The organism is Pseudomonas sp. PvP100, assembly GCF_017833055.1.
In the GTDB taxonomy this organism is placed as follows: domain Bacteria; phylum Pseudomonadota; class Gammaproteobacteria; order Pseudomonadales; family Pseudomonadaceae; genus Aquipseudomonas; species Aquipseudomonas syringae.
Map to the genome: position 1 here is coordinate 5,135,358 of NZ_JAFIBO010000001.1, position 17,641 is coordinate 5,152,998.

Genomic DNA, 17,641 nt, shown 5'->3' on the forward strand with positions numbered 1-17,641 from the left:
TTGCGGGTACTGCTGATCAAGACGTCTTCACTGGGTGATGTGATCCATGCCTTGCCCGCGCTGACCGATGCGGCGCGCGCGCTGCCCGGCATTCGCTTCGACTGGGTGGTCGAGGAAGGCTTCGCGGAAATTCCCGCCTGGCATCCGGCGGTCGACAGGGTCATCCCGGTGGCGATTCGTCGCTGGCGCAAGCACCTCTGGCAGACCTTCAGGTCCGGGGAATGGCGGCGCTTCAAACAGCAGGTGCGCGAACAGCGTTATGATCTGGTGATCGATGCGCAGGGCCTGTTCAAAAGTGCCTGGCTGACACGCTATGTCGATGCGCCGGTGGCCGGTCTGGACCGCGATTCGGCACGCGAGCCGGTTGCCAGTCGCTTTTATGATCGCGCTTTTCCAGTGGCGCGCGGGCAGCATGCGGTCGAACGGCTGCGTCAGCTGTTCGCTCAGGCGCTTGGTTATCCACAGCCGTCCGGCATGGGCGATTACGGTCTCAAGCCACTGGCGACCCTGGATGACAGTTTGCAGGCCCCGTTCGTGCTGTTCCTGCATGGCACGACCTGGGACACCAAGCACTGGCCCGAGCTGTACTGGCGGCAACTGGCCGAATTGATGGCAGCGCGCGGTCTGCAAGTGCAGTTGCCGTGGGGCAATCCGGCAGAGAAAGCTCGCGCCGAGCGTATTGCCGAGGGTCTGAGCAGTGCGCACGTGCTGCCGAAGCTCAATCTGGCAGGGGTTGCGCGGGTACTGGCCAGCGCGCAGGCGTGCGTCGCGGTAGACACTGGCATCGGCCACCTGGCTGCTGCACTGGATGTGCCGACCATTTCCCTGTTCGGCCCGACCAATCCGGGCCTGACCGGGGCCTACGGCAAGTCGCAGGTGCATCTGGCCAGCGACTACCCCGGCTGTACGCCGTGCCTGCAAAAGAAATGCACGTACCAACCGAGCGCCGACGATCAGCGCCGGTTCGACCTTAAGCGCGAGTGGCCGATGTGCTTCACTCGCTTGAATCCCGAGCGAGTAGCGAGCCAATTGGGCGCGCTGTTGCTGGCAAAGGAACCTGGCTGATGCAACTGGCTTTTGTACTCTACAAATACTTCCCGTTCGGCGGCCTGCAACGCGACTTCATGCGCATCGCGCTGGAGTGCCAGCAGCGCGGCCATCAGATCCGCGTCTATACCCTGATCTGGGAAGGCGATGTGCCTCCCGGTTTCGAGGTGCTGGTGGCGCCGGTCAAGGCGTTCTTCAATCATCGGCGCAACGAAAAGCTCAGCGCCTGGATGGAAGCAGACCTGGCCAAACGCCCGGTGGACCGCCTGATCGGTTTCAACAAGATGCCCGGCCTGGATGTGTATTACGCCGCCGACGGCTGTTTCGAGGACAAGGCGCAGAACCTGCGCAGCCCGCTGTATCGCAAGTGGGGCCGTTATCGCCACTTTGCCGACTACGAGCGCGCAGTGTTCGCCAAGGACTCGAAAACCCAGGTGCTGATGATTTCCGAAGTGCAGCAGCCGCTGTTCATCAAGCATTACGACACCCCGCCGTCGCGCTTTCATCTGCTGCCGCCGGGGATTTCCCTGGATCGCCGTGCGCCGCCGGATGCACCTGAGATCCGTGCAGGCTTTCGCAAGGAGTTCGGCCTTGCCGACGATGACCTGTTATTGGTGCAGATCGGCTCCGGTTTCAAGACCAAGGGCGTGGATCGCAGCCTAAAGGCGCTCGCGGCTCTGCCCGCCGGGCTGAAGAAACGCACGCGACTGTTTGTAATCGGGCAGGACGACCCCAAAGTATTCCAACTGCAGAGCTCGGCGCTCGGCCTGGGTGATCAGGTGACCTTCATGAAAGGGCGCAGCGATATTCCGCGTTTTCTGCTGGGCGCCGACCTGCTGATTCATCCGGCCTACAACGAAAACACCGGGACCGTGCTGCTCGAAGCGCTGGTTGCCGGTTTGCCGGTCCTGGTCAGCGCGGTCTGTGGTTACGCTCACTATATTGCCGAGGCCGATTGCGGGCGGGTGCTGGATGAGCCGTTCGAGCAGGCGCAGCTCAATCGCTACCTGTCGGAGATGCTTCAGGACGATGCCGCACGCAGCGCGTGGTCGCGCAATGGCCTGACCTTTGCCGACACGGCAGACCTTTACAGCATGCCGCAACACGCTGCGGATGTGATTCTGGCGGAGCACTATTGATGAAGCTGTTCCTTGCTGAGCCGTTCAAGAGCCTGTGGGCGGGGCACGATGCGTTCGTCGAGGTCGAAGGCCTGAGCGGTGAGGTCTACCGCGAGCTGGAAGGGCGCCGCACACTGCGCACCGAGGTCGATGGGCGCGGTTACTTCGTCAAGATTCACCGTGGCATTGGCTGGGGCGAGATCGCCAAGAACCTGGCGACCGCCAAGCTGCCGGTACTCGGCGCGGGCAAGGAATGGGACGCCATCGAGCGCCTGCATGAAGTCGGCGTCCCGACCATGACCGCCGTGGCCTATGGCGAGCGTGGCAGCAACCCTGCCGCGCAGCACTCGTTCATCGTCACCGAAGAACTGGCACCGACCACCAGCCTCGAAGACGTCAGCCTCAACTGGCGCAACGAGCCGCCCGAGCCGCGTCTGAAGAGAGCCTTCATTGCCGAAGTCGCCCGCCTGGTCGGCATGATGCACCGCGCAGGCGTCAATCATCGCGACTGCTACATCTGCCATTTTTTGCTGCACACCGACAAGCCGGTGACCGCTGACGATTTCAAACTCTCGGTCATCGACCTGCACCGTGCCCAGACCCGCCGTGCGATCACGCCACGCTGGCGCAACAAGGACCTGGCCGCGCTGTATTTTTCAGCGTTGGACATCGGCCTGACCCGCCGCGACAAACTGCGTTTTCTCCAGGGCTATTTCCAGAAGCCGTTGCGCGAAATCCTGCTCAAGGAAGCGACGCTGCTGGCCTGGCTGGATAAAAAAGCCGACAAGTTGTATCAGCGTAAAGTGCGCTACGGAGACGCACTCTGATGGCGGGCTGGAAGCTCGAGCCCGAGTACGCGTTCCTGGAACCGGAATTTGGCAGCCTGGATGCCGTATTTGCCTTGCAGGGACAGCAGTTGACCCGCGATCCGCTGTCCGACGTCATCCGCATCGAGCGCGCCGGGGTTTACTACTATGTCAAACGCTACGTGGGCGCGGGCAAGGGGCTGCGTCGCTACATGGGCAAGCCGAGGGTCAAGTCCGAATGGCAGAACCTCAAGCGCTTTGCTAAATGGGGCATCCCCACCGCAGAAGTCGTGGCCTGGGGCCTGGAGCGCAACGGCGCGGCGTATGATCGCGGCGCACTGATCACACGTGGCTTGCCGAACACCGAAGACTTGTCGGCGCTTGCGCAACGCAAGGATCCGCGACTGGCCGATCGCCACTGGGTCGACGCGCTCAGCCGCCAGCTGGCTGCCTTTACCCGGATCATGCACGACAACCATTTCACACATAACGATTTGAAATGGCGCAACCTGTTGGTCGATAACGAGGGCAAGCTGTTTTTCATCGACTGCCCCAATGGTGCATTCTGGTGGAGCTTCATGCTGCGCTATCGGATCACCAAGGATCTGGCCTGCCTGGACAAGGTCGCCAAGTATCACTTATCGGCCACCCAGCGCCTGCGCTTCTACCTGCAATACCGCCAGCGAACGCGTTTGAACGCCTCCGACAAAAAACGTATTCGACATATCGTCAGCTTTTTCGAGGGCCGTGAATGAGCGTTTTTATTGCCAGTGCCGACCAGCCTTTACTGGCGCGTCACAACCTGGCTGATTTTGAATCGCTTTGGAACATCCGACTCGATGCGGTCGATGAGCCCAATACCGGGCGCGGCGGCTGGAGCAGTGTGTTCCGCCTCGACCTGGACGGTCAGGGGTTTTACCTCAAGCGTCAGAGCAACTACCTGACTCACACGTTGCATCACCCGTTTGGCGAACCGTCGTTCTCGCGCGAGTTTCGTAACATCAGTCGCTATCGCAAACTGGGCATCCCGGCATTGCAGGCGGTGTTCTATGGCGAGCGCAAGGTCGACGGCGAACGCCGGGCGATCCTGATGACGCGTGCGCTGGACGGCTGGACCGATCTTGACGAACTGTTGCAGCAGTGGAACCAGATGGACGCTCCTCAGCGTCAGGCAATACTGCACGCCTGCGGCCAGCTGGCGCGCACGCTGCACGGCGCCGGACAGGTGCATGGCTGCTTCTACCCCAAGCATATTTTTCTTCAGGCAGCCGGTACGGGGTATCAGGCGCAACTGATCGACCTGGAAAAAACCCGCCCGGTGATCTTCGGCAGGCGTGACCTTGCCCGCGACCTCGAACCGCTGCTGCGCCGCGCGCCCATGTGGAATGAGGCCGATCGGCGCGAGCTGTTGGCGGCTTATCTGCAAGCCACGCCGAACAGCCTGCTGGTCGACGCCTGGAGTACGCGCCTGGGCAAGCGCGGCGCTCACAAACGATACCTTCAACACCGCGATGATAAAGAGACCCGTTGATGCGCCTGTCTGAACTCAAGACCGCCGGACGTACCCCCGAGTTGCCGATGAGCCTGACGCTGGCCGATGCTGCCGGATCGGCTGAACTGCAATTGCTGACCCTGCTGCGGGTATTGCCGGGGCAGCGCTATGTCGGCGCCGGTGTCTGGCGAGGCCGAACGGTGCTGGCAAAACTGCTGGTGGGCGACAAGGCGGCCCGACACTTTCAGCGTGAGCTGGCCGGGGTAAGGCTGCTTGCCGAACAGGGCCTGACCACACCGCTTTTGCTGGCCGACGGTTTGCAGGACGGTGAGGGTGGCTGGCTGTTGTTCGAGTTTCTGGAACAGGCACCCAGCCTGGGTGATGCCTGGACTGCTGTTAAGCACCTGCCACCGCTGGCAGACGAGCAGCAAGCGGTGCTCGGTGAGGCGCTATCGGCCATTGCCCGGCAGCACGCAAAAGGCCTGTGGCAGGAAGACCTGCACCTGGACAACCTGCTGCGCCATAAGGGGCAACTGTACCTGATCGATGGTGCCGGCATTCGTGCTGAACAGGCCGGTACGCCGTTGTCCCGGCAAAAAGTGCTGGAAAATCTCGGCGTGTTCTTTGCCCAGTTGCCCAGGTCTTTCGAACCGTTTACTGAAGAGCTGTTGGTGCATTACCTGTTGAGCAATGCCGAGCATGGTTTGCCGATGGAAGCGCTGCAAAAGCAGATCGACAAGGTTCGCAGCTGGCGGCTCAAGGACTTCATGAGCAAGACCGTGCGCGACTGCAGTCTGTTCAGTGTCGAAGACAGCGCTTCGGTGTTCCGCGCCATTCGTCGCGAAGAAGAGCCTGCGATGCTGCCGGTGCTGAGTCAGGCGGATGCCTTGCTCGACAAGGGCCATCTGTACAAGACCGGTGGCGCGGCGAGTGTCGGGCGGGTTGAGATCAATGGTCGTCCGCTGGTCATCAAGCGCTACAACATCAAGAATTTCAGCCATTGGCTCAAGCGCTTCTGGCGCCCCAGCCGGGCCTGGCATTCGTGGCGCGAAGGCAACCGGCTGATGTTCCTCGGCATCGCCACACCCAAGCCGCTGGCCGTGCAGGAAAAGCGTTTTCTCGGCTTGCGCAGCAAGGCCTGGCTGGTGACCGAGTTCATCAATGGGCCGGACATCATCGAACGCTTCGCTCCGTATGTGGAAAACGGTGATGCGCCAGAGGTCGAACTGCTGGCGCTGGATCGGCTTTTTGCGCAGCTTATCCAGGCGCGTATCAGCCATGGCGACTTCAAGGGGCATAACCTGTTCTGGCACGTCGATCGCTGGGCGATGATCGACCTGGACGCCATGCAGCAGCACAGTTCGAAATCGTCATTCGCTGCGGCCTACGCCCGAGACCGGGCCCGTTTCATGCGCAACTGGCCAACGCATAGCGCGCTGCACCAGTTGCTGGATCAGCGCTTGCCGAAGCTTGCGACAGACTGAGCCCAGCTGACTCTCGTGCCAATGCTCCGCGTTGGCTTACAGCTCCGGACGCTCCGCGTCCTCTGTGTGACGCGGAGCATCGGTATCATCAGGTAATGCGCGTAAGGTTCATCGCTTCGAGTGCTGCCACCAGTGCATCGATGTCGTCGAAGGGTTTGAGGTGGATGCGCGGCCAGCGCAGGCGTTCGATGTACAGCTTGCCTTCGGCATTGCGCAGCACCGGTGTGTGGTGAATCCAGGTGTCGCGTGCGCGATGAATGATGGTTGGCAGATTGCCTTCACCCTCCTGCACCAGAAACATTCCCGGCCTGGAAAGGCGGTTTTCGATGCTCGGCAGCCTGACCGGCTGTGACCGCAGCACCTCCATCTCCACCCGATAATCAGCTTTGATGTAGACCTTGTCATCCGCTATGCCGCCCGAGACGAGCTCGCCCGGATCCAGCGTTATTCCCCTCGAATGCCCCGGTGTCACATCGACGACCCGCAGGCCGATCCCGCCTTGCAGTTCGGCGACGCCAGGCACGACGCCCTGATAGGTATTGGAATGGCTGTTACCGACCAGCGCGATCCACTTGTGCGAGCCCACCACCTCCTGGTGCCTGCGGATCGTGCGCGAGGCAAAGTAATTCATCATTTGCTGGCGGGTAATGGACTGTTCCCCGGCAATGCCTTTGAGGTGGTAACTGCTTGCGCAATCGATGGCACGAATTTCCAGACCCTGCTGCCGTGCCCCGATAATCAGCCGCTCGAAGGTGTAGATGCCGTCCGGATCGGTATGATGCCCGCGGTCCAGGGTTTTCAGGTCATGCAGCAAGGTTTTACTCATTTGCCCGGTTTCGAGGAAACGATCCAGATCTGCCTGATGCAGGTCGCTCAACAGGTGCTCCATGTACAGCGTTTTGACGTTCTGCTGTGACAGCAACGGCAGGTTGTCGATGATCAGCTTTTTGCTGGCGACCGAAGCGTGTGACTCGCCAATGACCAGGCCTTCGGCATGGCGATACAGGGTTTCTAGCAGTCCGGCAGTGCTTGTCTGCGGTGCGATGGCTGGTAACGTCGGGCGAGGCGGCAGTTGAGCTGAGCTGATCCGGGCGGCGTCCTGTTGTAGATTCTTGCGCAGCAGGTCGAATGTGTTACGCACAGTGTCGAGTTCGATGTCTTCAAAAAAATACTCCATATCAAGGCCCTTCTTTTCGAAGTTCGCCAGGTTATGCAGTGTTGCTCTGGTCTCCAGCGGCATTTCATAGGTGGCATCGGTCAGCGATTGCTGAATGGCCGTCATCGGCCTGTCAACGCTCCAGTCATCGGGGTCGACGCGCAGCCAGGTATCGTTTTCGTCCAGAACAAACCCGTACTCGCCCGCCCAGCGCTCACCCTCGGCAACCGCGGCCGGATCGCCCAGCTCGCGGATCAACAGGTTATCCAGAGCGGTAGCAGGGGGCAGTGGCTTGGCGGGCAGCGTCGGGTCGGCAAACGCTATGCTGAAGTCGCAGCGCGTCGGTGTGTGTTCATGCGCCCCACCCGCGCCTTGCCTGATGCGGGTCGGACGTCCGGCGGGAATGTCCTTGACGTGAACACTGACGGCTCCCTGCATTTCGGCGATGCCGGGCACCTGATCGTGAGTCGTGGCCAGCTTCTGGTCGAGCAGCGCTACCCAGCGCCTGGCAGAGGCCGGCTCGATATCGTGGCTGATGAGCCTGTGCCCGAAGAAATTGCTCATTTTCATGGCGGCTGTCGGGTCATCGGCAGCCGCCAGCACGCTGTGGCCGAGAAACGGATAGCTGATCGACGAACTGAACGGGCGCACTTCGATCCCGTAGAGGTGGGCTGCCTTGATCAGGTGGTAGTAATCGAATTCGCTACTTGCGTTGTTCAGGGCGCCGCGATTGGCCTCTTGCAGGTAATACTTGAGTTCATGAGAGCCAGAGCGACTTTTTTTACCGAGTTGGCGATACCGGGCCAGCTTGCGCAGGTGTTTGTCGGTCAGCAGGTGCTCGATGTACAGCACCTCGACCCGCTGCTCGGCGAGCAAGGGCATGTTGAGCAGCAGTAGACGCTTGCTGGCCACCGATTTCGGGGCTTCGCTGAACACCAGCCCGTTATTGTGACTGAAGATGTGTTTGATGAGCGTATCGACGCTGCCGGGCAGACTATAAGTTGGCAGGGGCGGCCTGGGTGGCGGCGTGAATCGGGCAAAAAAGGCCTGGGCATCCTGATAGAGATTTTCCCGACGCGCCGTAAAGGTCTGGCGCACCTCGGTGAAATACGTTTCGAAATAGACTTCAAGGCCCGCACCGGTCGGATCGAAGACCTCCTTGTTGATAACGATGTCCAGGTGCGCGCGCATGCCGCTCGGCATCTCATAGTCGCTCAAGGTGTTCAGCGAGCTTGAGCTTGCGCTGGCTTCCTCTGGTAGCGGTCGATAAGTGCCCGGAGTGTCCAGCCCACCGCCGCGCAGGCGCTGCCGTTCGACGAGCAGCCACTGGCCCTGATCATTCAGGCGAACGGGCTGCTTGCCGAAGAAGGCGAACGGATTGGCCGGGTCGATGATTTGCCAGCACCGCCAGTATGCGTCGTACTGAACCTCAAAGGCCCGGTCTGACAGCTGGATGTAATGTTTTCCATTGATTGCATGCACGCCTTTTGCGTGACCATCGGCGATACGTGGCAGGTTCTCCAGCGAAATGTCGACGGCCAGATCGATGCGCAACCCTGGTGGCGCCTGCTGTGCGACTGGTGGTAGCGGGAGCAGCGGCTGCCAGGCGCCATCGCCCCCGCGCGCAGCAAACTGACCGGTTGCCAGCGGGGGTGCCGAGGCGACATGAGGTGCCTGGAACACCGCCGCATGCCCGTGGACGTTGGGCTTGCCGAGCAGAAACACCTGCTCTTGCAGCTCTACCGGGTACAGGTCCTCGTAACGCGGCAGGGAAGGCTGGCGCTGGAACGAGCGCAACACCGGGGTCGAATGCTGGCCGTTCTCAAGCTGGTGCAAAACGCCCAGTCCTTTCAGACCCACCAGCAAATCGCTGCCTGCACCGAGGCCGTTGAACAGTGCCGACAGCATGTAGTTCGTGGCGCGCTCCCGGTCGCCTGCGCTCAGCGCTGCCAGTGCCTGCCCGCTGTCATGCAATGAAACCAGACTGCCCACCGCAAAGCTTGCCGGTGGAAAGGGCAGGGTCAGGGCCGTGGCAATGATTTCGACACTGACCCAGATCAGCTTGGCCAGCATGTCGTGGCGGCCGCTGGTGGTTTCTTCCACATCGCGCAACCTGCGCTCCAGCGGCCGGTTGAAGCAGGTATCGGCAACGTCTGAAATGAATGCCCTGGGGATGGCCGGAGGCTTGTTGGCGTTGCCTTTCTGCATGTCCCGCAGGAAGAACGACAGGGTCCGGCGCGCCTTGATGCGGCAGCGATCCTTGTAGTAATCGATCATCCCTTCACTATCCAGCGAGCTCACGAAATCGCTGAACAGACGGAATTCGATACCGTCAGGTGCCTGCGGCGTATAGAGCAGCGCGGCGTGACGGATCTGCGTCGGCAAAATGATCAGGCAACCCTGAACGGTTTCGATGTGGGTCAGCAGCGGGCTGGGGATAACCAGTTGATCGACATCGGTCAGTCCCGAGGCGATCAGGGGTTTATCCACGTGTATTTGCAGGGGGTAAAGGGGGAAACGCTCCCGTGAGGCCGAGTCGCTCAGGTGCGCGTTATCCAGTGATTGCTTGAGCCAGACATACTGCGCAGGCTCGACATGACCTTTCAGCAGGCTGCGCAGCGCAGCCGCCTTCATCTGCAGTTGGGTGATCATTACGCTGTACTGGCGACGGTAGGCATAGCCATCGTTTTCGCTGTTCAGCAGGGTGTTTCTGATCAGCGCAATGTACTCGTCCGCCAGCCACTGGCCACGCACCGAGCCTGCAACAGCTGCGGGTGACAGCGCGCTCAGGTCGATACCCTCCGGGCCGCTGAACGTGGCGTCGGTGGCTGCTGACGTGCGCAAGGGGTCGATGCTGTCGTTGTAGCCTTTGAGCAGCATGTCGGTGTAGGTCAGCGTTTCGCGCTCGCTGGTGATCACGATCAGGTCAGGGTCTACCGTGCCGGCAGGGACACCCAGCAGTTTGCCGATCTGCTGGCTGGCACGCTGGTGTACGTAGTCCTGGAACGACTGAACCCTGGTGTGCGGCTGGGCCTGATAGTTGCCGAGGGCGCCCTCGATGGCGTGTTCAACGGCGAGTAATTCCCGGCGCTGGGCGCGGCTGGCGCGCAGGTACCAGTCCGGGGTATGGCGGGCCTGTTCGGAGATCAATATGCGAGTCTGTTCGTCGGTAAAACTGCGCAATGCCGTCTCGCAATCAGGGTGATCGATGAACTGTAGAAATTCCTTTGCAGGCTGGGGTTTCTCGCGGAGGGCCGTCAGTTGCGCGTCCAGTTCCGGGCGCGCAGTGACCTCTACCTGATCGAGCAGCCAGGTAGTCATTGTGGGCGATGCGGTCCAGCCAATCACCTCATGCAGCAGTTGGGTTTGGGTGTCGAAAGCCTTGAAATACTGGTGTCCGGGCGCCTCGCTGGCGAACATGATCAGCCGTTGCGTCTGGCCTTGAGCATCCTGCTTGCGAAACACCAGCAATCTGGCCATCACGTTGCGGTCGTTCAGTTTGATCTGCTGCACGCGCATCGTGGGATCAGGCGCACTCACTGGCGTGCTGGTCAGCGCTGCGACAATGGCAAAATCCTCGGGCTGGATATGCCCCTGCATCTTCGCCGCCCAGCCCAGCGTGGTCAGTCGGGTCCGCGCCAGTGCGCGCAGCATCTGCTGGTTGTGTTGCTGCTGATAGGCCTCGCGTTGAAACTTGCCAAACACCGCGCGCAGGTCGAGTTGGTCAATCACTGCGGCAAGGTAGGCCGGGTTCAAGGCCGAGTAGGCGGCGTCCAGCGGCTGGCCATCAAGGGTGATGAGCGTCTGGTCGAGGAAGTCCGAGCCTGCTGTCTCGTCACCCGGATGCAGGCCATAGAGCGCCAGTTCGGTCAGCGGCAGCGTCACGCGGTAGGTCTCGCTCGTCGCTGGCAGTGTGCGACGGGTGTCGATGGTCAAGGCCCGCGGGTCCAGATCCACGCCCAGATCATTGGCCAGGCGCGTGCGCAACTGCATTTCGGCAAACTGCTCCGGGGAAGCTGCGCCGCCCAGTATGCTCAGCATCGCAGCATGTGCCGCGTCGTAGCGTTGCAGGTGCAAGGCATAGGTCTGCAGGTCAGCCGCGCTGGCGATCTTCATCCATTCGGGCAAGTCTCGCTGGTATTGACGTTGTCTGTTGCTCAGTTCCCGCAGTTCAAGCATGGCGGCGGGGCCCAGCAGGCCAGGCATGTCGATGGCCTGCTGGATCAGCGACTGACGCTTGAGCCGATCCGCCGTGCCCGGCTGTTCGCAGGCGTAACGGATGTCGTTGCGCTGCTTGTTCAGCAACCGGTCGAACGCGTGCTTGAACGGTGCCGTGGTAACGGGCTGCAGTTGCACGTCGGCAGCGGTGAAGGGCTCCAGGTACAGGTCGGCGTCCTGAACTATCTCGGCCAGCCGCTCCTGATGCTGTCGTTGCGCGTTGCCGAGCAGCGTATCGCGCAACGTTGGCGCGTTGAGCCACTGCGCAAGTGTTTCGAGCAGCATGGCCTGCGTGGCAAAACCGGTGATGCCGAGACCTGGCAGCATCAATAACGTGCGCCCCTGATCCTGGGAAATCACCAGTACGCCGGCCATTTCAATCTGTTCGTCATCATGCAGTTGCACCCACAGCGTCGAGTAGGCGAGCGCCGGGCCTTGCGCCTGCTCGGGTGACTCGGGCAAACAGGCCAGGTAGCCACTGTCGAGATCGCGCTCATGAACCCTGACGCGGGCTTCGTCAAGCATGGCCCGTTGCAAGGCCGGTACCAGGCGGTCGCGACGGCTTTCGCCGGTTTCGCCCGGGTCCGTCCAGTAGTCGTCGATCTGTTGCAACAGGCTGAAGATTTCCAGTTCGCGCTCGGACACGTCAGCGCCGGTGAGTGCGCTTAGCAAGGCTTCGCCAGCCTGGGGCAATGCGTTTAGCTCCCTGGCCAGAAGGGTGCGCAGTTCGTCGAGCCTTTTCAGCGCTGCGGACGCGTCAGGCCAGGTATCGCCGGGCGTCATCGGCACAGGGCTCGGCGTTGAAAGGGTGAAATCCAGAGAGAGTGGTGTATGTGTCATGACAGGCTTTCCATTGCGCCAGGCGCTGAGGTTTGATCGACGGCCTTGGGGGCTGTGACTAAAGGCCTCAATTAATCAGATGCAACGGGCAGCAACGCCGTAGATAAATATGCTGCGTGGCGAAAGAGACGTTTCGTACACCGTCTGGCGGGCCGCCTTGGGTGACATTTCAGCGCGTCGAGCCAATCGTTGGTCATTACGCTATAATCCCGCCCTTTAGCTGCCCTCAGCCCGCTGTGCGGGGGCACACCTTTTCTCGGGCGCCCTGCGCCTGCATGCAGACTAAAGAGGCTAGACACTAGTGGCATTGACGATCCTTGGCCTGTCCGGCGCCCTTAGCCATGATCCTTCCGCAGCGCTTTACATCGACGGCAAGCTGATTGCCGCGGCCGAAGAAGAGCGCTTCGTTCGTGACAAGCACGCAAAGAACCGCATGCCCTACGAGTCGGCGAAGTTCTGTCTGGAACAGGCAGGCATCAAGCCGTCGGACGTCGACGTGGTCGCGATTCCGTTCGCCCCGATCAGCCTGTTCGGCAAGGCCCGCTGGCATTACGCCAAGCGTTACTGGTACGCGCCGGATCGCGCCCTCGATGCGCTGTTGATGGGCAACCGCCGTTACAAGCGCTACCGCAACAAGATTGTCTGGTGCCTCGAACAACTGGGCTTCGATCCGAAGAAGATCAAGATCGAGCCGGTCGAGCACCACCTGGCCCACGCTTCCAGCGCCTACCACTGCTCCGGTTTCACCGAGAAAACCGCGATCATGGGCATCGACGGCAAGGGTGAGTACGCCACGACCTTCTTCGGCTATGGCGAAAACGGCAAGATCCACAAGATCAAGGAATTCTTCGATCCGGACTCGCTGGGCGGCCTGTACGGCGCGATTACCGAGTTCCTCGGTTTCGAGATGCTCGACGGCGAATTCAAAGTCATGGGCATGGCGCCGTACGGCGATGCCAGCAAGTATGACTTTTCGCGTCTGGCGACCTTCGAGAATGGCGAGCTGGTCATCAATACCGAGCTGGCCAACGTCATCGGCCTGCGTCGCTACAAAGAGAACGGCAAGGGCTTCTACTTCTCGCCTAAGCTGATCGAATGGCTCGGCCCGAAACGCGTTGGCGACGTGGCCGACGAACCCTATATTCACTACGCGGCGAGCATGCAGGCGCTCTTCGAAAAGCTCGCGCTGCAGATGATGGATCACTACCTGGGTGACATCCTCAAGGAGACCGGCAAGATCGCTTTTGCCGGTGGCTGTGCGCTGAACGTCAAGCTGAACCAGCGCATCATCGCCCGTCCTGAAGTCAAGGAACTGTTCGTGCAGCCTGCGTCCGGCGATGCGGGTACGGCGGTGGGTGCTGCGGCCTATGTTTCGCACGCCCGCGGTGTGCCGGTCGAGAAGATGGAACACGTCTACCTCGGCCCTGCGTACAGCAACGAAGACGTGATCGCGGCCTGTGCCCGTCACCCGAGCAAGCCGGTCTGGCGCCAGATCGACAACACGCCGGAGCGGATTGCCGAGATCATGGTCAAGGGCAACCCGGTTGCCTGGTTCCAGGGGCGCATGGAGTTCGGTCCGCGCGCGCTGGGCGGTCGTTCCATCATCGGTTGCCCGAGCGTCACCGGCGTGGCCGACCGCATCAACCATCAGATCAAGTTCCGCGAGCGCTGGAGGCCTTTCTGCCCGTCGATGCTCGACACCGTCGCCCCGCAGATGATCAAGATCGATCACCCGGCGCCGTTCATGACCTTCACCTTCGAAGTGGCCGAAGAGTGGAAAACCCGAGTTCCGGAAGTCGTCCATGAAGATGGCACCTCCCGTGCTCAGGTGCTCAAGCGCGAATACAACCCGCGTTACTACGACATGATGAAAGCGCTGGAAAACCTGACCGGCAATGGCGTGTCCCTGAACACCTCGCTGAACCGCCGTGGCGAACCGATGATCTGCTCGCCGACCGACGCGCTGAACATGTTCTTCGGCTCGGACCTCGAGTACCTGATCATGGAAGACATCCTGGTGGTCAAAGAGGGCGTCGAGGCTTATGACACGCTCGGTTGAACGACACGTACTGCAGTTCTGTCACGGCTATGACGGGCCGTTTCTGGACTGCGCGCGGCAATACGCCAGCCTGTTCGCCGGCAAGGGCTATCGCGTAACGACAGTGTTTCTGACCGGTGCCGCCGATCCGGATGTCGTGGCTGACTGCGGTTCGGACGAAGTGCTGTTCATGGAGTACAGCTCCAGTGCCATTCGTGGCCTGAAGCTGGGCGCCATCCGCGACCTGCGCAAGATCGCCGCGACGCGCTCGTTCAGCTTTTGCATCGCGCACCGCTTCAAGCCGGTGTACATCGCCCTGCTGGCAACGAAGCTGCCGGTGATCGGTGTGCATCATGCGTTCGGCGATTACCACCGGCGCAGTCGCAAGCTGTTCGCCAACCTGTTTCGCAAGCGCCTGAGCCTGCTGGGTGTTTCCGACGCGGTTCGCGACGACATGCGCAGCAGCCTGCCCAAGTGGCCGGCCGAGCGCATTCAGACCCTGTACAACCGGATCGATGTCGAGCAACTGCAGGGCAGCCAGTTTTCCGCTGAAGATGCCCGCGCAGAGCTGGGCCTGTCGGCGTCGGCCTGGATCGTCGCCAATGTCGGTCGCCTGCATCCCGACAAGGATCAGGCCACGCTGTTGCGCGGTTTTGCCGAAGCGCTGCCCGATCTTCCCGAGAACAGCCAACTGGTGATTCTCGGCAAGGGTCGCCTGGAAGAAGACCTCAAGGCACTGGCGCTGGAGCTGGGCATCGGCCCGCAGGTGCTGTTCCTCGGCCAGGTGCCTGACGCGCGCCGCTACTTCAAGGCCTTCGACGTGTTCGCCTTGAGCTCGGACCACGAACCGTTCGGCATGGTCCTGCTGGAAGCGATGGTCGCCGGTGTCCCGTTGGTTGCAACCTCATGCGGCGGCGCGAAGGAAGTGGTCGAAGACGTTGGCCTGCTGTTCCCGCTCGGTGATGTGCACAGCCTGGCACACGGCTTGGTGCATATGGCCGGCCTCGATGCCGAACAACGTCAGGATTGTGCCGAGCGCATGCTGTTGCGCTTGCGCGAACGTTTTTCCGATCACGCTGTGCGTAATGTCTTCTGGCGTCTGCCGCAAGTCTCCAGCCTGACAGCGGGGGCCTGATGCTCAATCGATTCAAGGGCTGGCGCGAGCGTGGCTGGGTGCAGATCGATGCGGCTGCCTACGAGCAGGCCTGGCAGCGGTTTGGCGGCAGCGTCGCCACTCATCCGCTGGTGGTCGCGCGCCTGTCGGCCTTTTCCGGCATCGCTGTGCGTTACCTGGCCTGGGAGCAGGGGGGTGAAGTGAAGGCGGCGATTGCCACCTGGGGCCGCTCGCTGGCGCTGTCCAAGGACGAGCTCAAGCGCCACGGCAAGAAAGGGTTGTTCGACCTGGGTAATGCCGAGCTGATTCTGCCGGTGGCCAACGATATCGAGGTGCCGGTCCGGCATCGGGCCCGCTATGTGTCTGCGCTCAACGAAGCCCGCATCAGTACCTTCAAGCCACAGATCGAATCCCTGGCGATGGCGCGTACGCCTGAAGAGCTGTCCAAGAAATTTCGTTACAACCAGCGTCGTGAGCTTCGCTTGCTGGAGGAGGCCGGCGGGACGGTAAGGCCTGTCAGCGAGTTCAGTAGCGCGGAGCTGGCAAGTATGTACTGCGATCTGTTTCAGCGGCGCTGGGGCTTCGAGGCGACCGGTGCCCGGCACAAGGCCGAGGTCATTGAGCTGTTGCGCGAGCTGCTGATCGGTTCGGTGGTGTTTCTCAACGATGCGCCGATTGCCATTCAACTGGTGTATCGCGTCGAAGCGCCGCAGTGGGTCAGCATCGAGTACGTCAACGGCGGTGTCGATCCCCAAACCCGTGATTTCAGTCCGGGCAGCGTGCTCAGCTTTGTCAATACCCAGTCCGCCTGGGAGAACGCCCGCGCGCAGGGCAAATCACTGCGTTTTTCCTTCGGTCGTGCCGACCGCGAGTACAAGGACCGATGGTGCAACCCCGTTCCGGTGTTCCAGATTTGAGTCGCAAGCAGCAATTGCTCAAACGCCATCGCCGTAACAAGCGGCTGGCGTTGCTGGGTGGGCTGCTCCTGTTGATCGCGGTGGGCGTGCTGGTGGCTTGGTGGCTGGCCCCGCTGCTGGCCGTGTGTGCCTGGGTCGCTCATGAGGCCTGGTTCGCTGATCATCTGTTCTATTCGCCGTCTGACGACTATCAGTACACCTTTGCTGCCGAAAGCGAAGTGCCGGGTGTACGCCTGGACGGCGGCACGTTGCTGATCGACCCCGCTGTGCAACTGAACGGCGACGAGACGCTGATACTGGCGCTGACGGTCAAAAGTACCTGGCTCGGGCGTTTTCTCGACCCTGTGGTCGAGCTGCAAGGCCAGGGCCTGAACGACCAGCAGGCATTCGAGCGTGGCGTCTGCGGCGTGCGCTATCTGAACCTCACCGGGCTGGGCGAGCCGCTGGCCGCAGGTGTGCTGAAACTGCGCGGGCGTTGCTGCCGTCTGGCCGGCACGCCGCGGCTCTGGCTGTTTCGTCAGCCGGATGCGCGAAAACAGCGTGTCATGGTCATCGCACCGCACGCCGACGATGCCGAGCTGGCCGCTTTCGGGCTTTACAGCCAGGCCGAGGAAGCGTGGATCATCACACTGACCGCCGGTGAGATCGAGGCCGAGCATTATCAGCAGATGGGCATGGAGCGCGCCGAGGCTGCGCGCATGAAAGGCCGCTTGCGGGCTTGGGACAGTATCGCGGTGGCGCGCTGGGGCGGGGTGCCCGAGTCGCAGTGTGTTCAATTGGGCTATTTCTGCCTGCAACTGCCTGCCATGCAGGCCGCGCCGGATACGCCGATTGGTTCGCGTGAGGCGGATCTGACCGATACCCGCCTGTTCCGTCAGTTCAATACCCTGCCATTGCCCGGCGACAACGGCCAGCCGACCTGGAACAACCTGCTCGCCGACCTGCGCGCGCTGATTCTCAAGGCCCGGCCGCAGGTTGTGGTGATGCCGCACCCTGCCATCGACCCCCATCCCGATCACATCTGCGCCCAGGCTGCGGTGCGTGAAGCGCTGCTCGGGCTCGAATGGCAGCCGGACGTGGTGCTCGGTTATGCCAATCACCTGCACGACAACGACCGCTGGCCGATGGGCGATGCCTACAGCGGCATCAGCCTGCCGCCGGTATTCGATGCCGCGCTGGCGCTGGTGCCGTACAGCCTTCAATTGTCGGTCGCCGCGCAACGCGACAAGGCGATGGCGCTGGGGATGATGCATGACCTGCTGCCGCCGATGCCGTTCAAGCGCCGTGTGCGCCGTGCGCTGCAGCGGGTTCTGGCCGGTCGCCACTGGCCGGCCGAGGGCGAAAACGAATTCTTCCGCAAGGCGGTGCGACGACACGAGTTGTTCTGGTGCAGCCGTGATCTCTGATTCAG

11 protein-coding genes are annotated in these 17,641 nt (G+C 61.6%); 10 read left to right on the top strand and 1 reads right to left on the bottom strand.

The window, feature by feature from the left end; genetic code table 11:
• The 6 genes from waaC to JOE39_RS22205 are packed head-to-tail and all read left to right on the top strand — an operon-like array spanning position 1 to position 5,947.
• Positions 1-1,065, top strand: coding sequence for a lipopolysaccharide heptosyltransferase I (gene waaC, locus JOE39_RS22180; RefSeq protein WP_003318175.1), 1,065 nt, complete (start codon positions 1-3; stop codon positions 1,063-1,065).
• Positions 1,065-2,186 (top strand): glycosyltransferase family 4 protein, encoded by a 1,122-nt coding sequence (locus tag JOE39_RS22185; RefSeq protein WP_010419762.1) that lies wholly within the window; start codon positions 1,065-1,067, stop codon positions 2,184-2,186. Before waaC ends, JOE39_RS22185 begins: the two co-directional genes overlap by 1 nt.
• Positions 2,186-2,992 carry a lipopolysaccharide core heptose(I) kinase RfaP gene (gene rfaP / locus JOE39_RS22190; protein ID WP_010419759.1) on the top strand — a complete coding sequence of 269 codons (807 nt, stop codon included), beginning with the start codon at positions 2,186-2,188 and terminating at the stop codon, positions 2,990-2,992. The genes JOE39_RS22185 and rfaP overlap by 1 nt, the downstream gene beginning before the upstream one ends.
• Positions 2,992-3,726, top strand: a complete 735-nt coding sequence (locus tag JOE39_RS22195; RefSeq protein WP_003392143.1) for a lipopolysaccharide kinase InaA family protein — start codon at positions 2,992-2,994, stop codon at positions 3,724-3,726. Before rfaP ends, JOE39_RS22195 begins: the two co-directional genes overlap by 1 nt.
• A complete protein-coding gene (locus JOE39_RS22200) occupies positions 3,723-4,502 on the top strand; it encodes a lipopolysaccharide kinase InaA family protein (RefSeq protein WP_010419753.1) in 780 nt (259 codons plus the stop codon). Before JOE39_RS22195 ends, JOE39_RS22200 begins: the two co-directional genes overlap by 4 nt.
• On the top strand, positions 4,502-5,947 hold the full coding sequence (locus tag JOE39_RS22205) for a lipopolysaccharide kinase InaA family protein (RefSeq protein ID WP_010419751.1): 1,446 nt from the start codon (positions 4,502-4,504) through the stop codon (positions 5,945-5,947). The genes JOE39_RS22200 and JOE39_RS22205 overlap by 1 nt, the downstream gene beginning before the upstream one ends.
• Positions 5,948-6,035: 88 nt before the next feature.
• Here the strand turns inward: JOE39_RS22205 and JOE39_RS22210 are convergent, their stop codons facing one another.
• The gene (locus JOE39_RS22210) at positions 6,036-12,161 is read right to left on the bottom strand and encodes a membrane-targeted effector domain-containing toxin (protein WP_210078270.1); all 6,126 of its coding nucleotides are present in this window, start codon (positions 12,159-12,161) and stop codon (positions 6,036-6,038) included.
• A gap of 301 nt (positions 12,162-12,462) precedes the next feature.
• Here JOE39_RS22210 and JOE39_RS22215 point away from each other — a divergent pair, with 301 nt between their 5' ends.
• The 4 genes from JOE39_RS22215 to JOE39_RS22230 are packed head-to-tail and all read left to right on the top strand — an operon-like array spanning position 12,463 to position 17,636.
• Entirely contained in the window at positions 12,463-14,220 is a 1,758-nt protein-coding gene (locus JOE39_RS22215; protein WP_003431977.1) for a carbamoyltransferase, read from the top strand.
• Positions 14,204-15,334 (top strand): glycosyltransferase, encoded by a 1,131-nt coding sequence (locus JOE39_RS22220; protein WP_004409426.1) that lies wholly within the window; start codon positions 14,204-14,206, stop codon positions 15,332-15,334. The genes JOE39_RS22215 and JOE39_RS22220 overlap by 17 nt, the downstream gene beginning before the upstream one ends.
• Complete coding sequence (locus JOE39_RS22225; protein WP_210078268.1) at positions 15,334-16,230, top strand: antimicrobial resistance protein Mig-14; 897 nt, start codon at positions 15,334-15,336, stop codon at positions 16,228-16,230. The genes JOE39_RS22220 and JOE39_RS22225 overlap by 1 nt, the downstream gene beginning before the upstream one ends.
• Entirely contained in the window at positions 16,227-17,636 is a 1,410-nt protein-coding gene (locus JOE39_RS22230) for a PIG-L family deacetylase (protein ID WP_024665100.1), read from the top strand. Before JOE39_RS22225 ends, JOE39_RS22230 begins: the two co-directional genes overlap by 4 nt.
• Positions 17,637-17,641 lie beyond the last annotated feature (5 nt).

Coding starts and splice junctions, on each gene's coding strand:
- JOE39_RS22185 (WP_010419762.1), top strand. CDS start 1,065: ATGCAACTGGCTTTTGTACTCTACAAATACTTCCCGTTCGGCGGCCTG.
- rfaP (WP_010419759.1), top strand. CDS start 2,186: ATGAAGCTGTTCCTTGCTGAGCCGTTCAAGAGCCTGTGGGCGGGGCAC.
- JOE39_RS22195 (WP_003392143.1), top strand. CDS start 2,992: ATGGCGGGCTGGAAGCTCGAGCCCGAGTACGCGTTCCTGGAACCGGAA.
- JOE39_RS22200 (WP_010419753.1), top strand. CDS start 3,723: ATGAGCGTTTTTATTGCCAGTGCCGACCAGCCTTTACTGGCGCGTCAC.
- JOE39_RS22205 (WP_010419751.1), top strand. CDS start 4,502: ATGCGCCTGTCTGAACTCAAGACCGCCGGACGTACCCCCGAGTTGCCG.
- JOE39_RS22210 (WP_210078270.1), bottom strand. CDS start 12,161: ATGACACATACACCACTCTCTCTGGATTTCACCCTTTCAACGCCGAGC.
- JOE39_RS22220 (WP_004409426.1), top strand. CDS start 14,204: ATGACACGCTCGGTTGAACGACACGTACTGCAGTTCTGTCACGGCTAT.
- JOE39_RS22225 (WP_210078268.1), top strand. CDS start 15,334: ATGCTCAATCGATTCAAGGGCTGGCGCGAGCGTGGCTGGGTGCAGATC.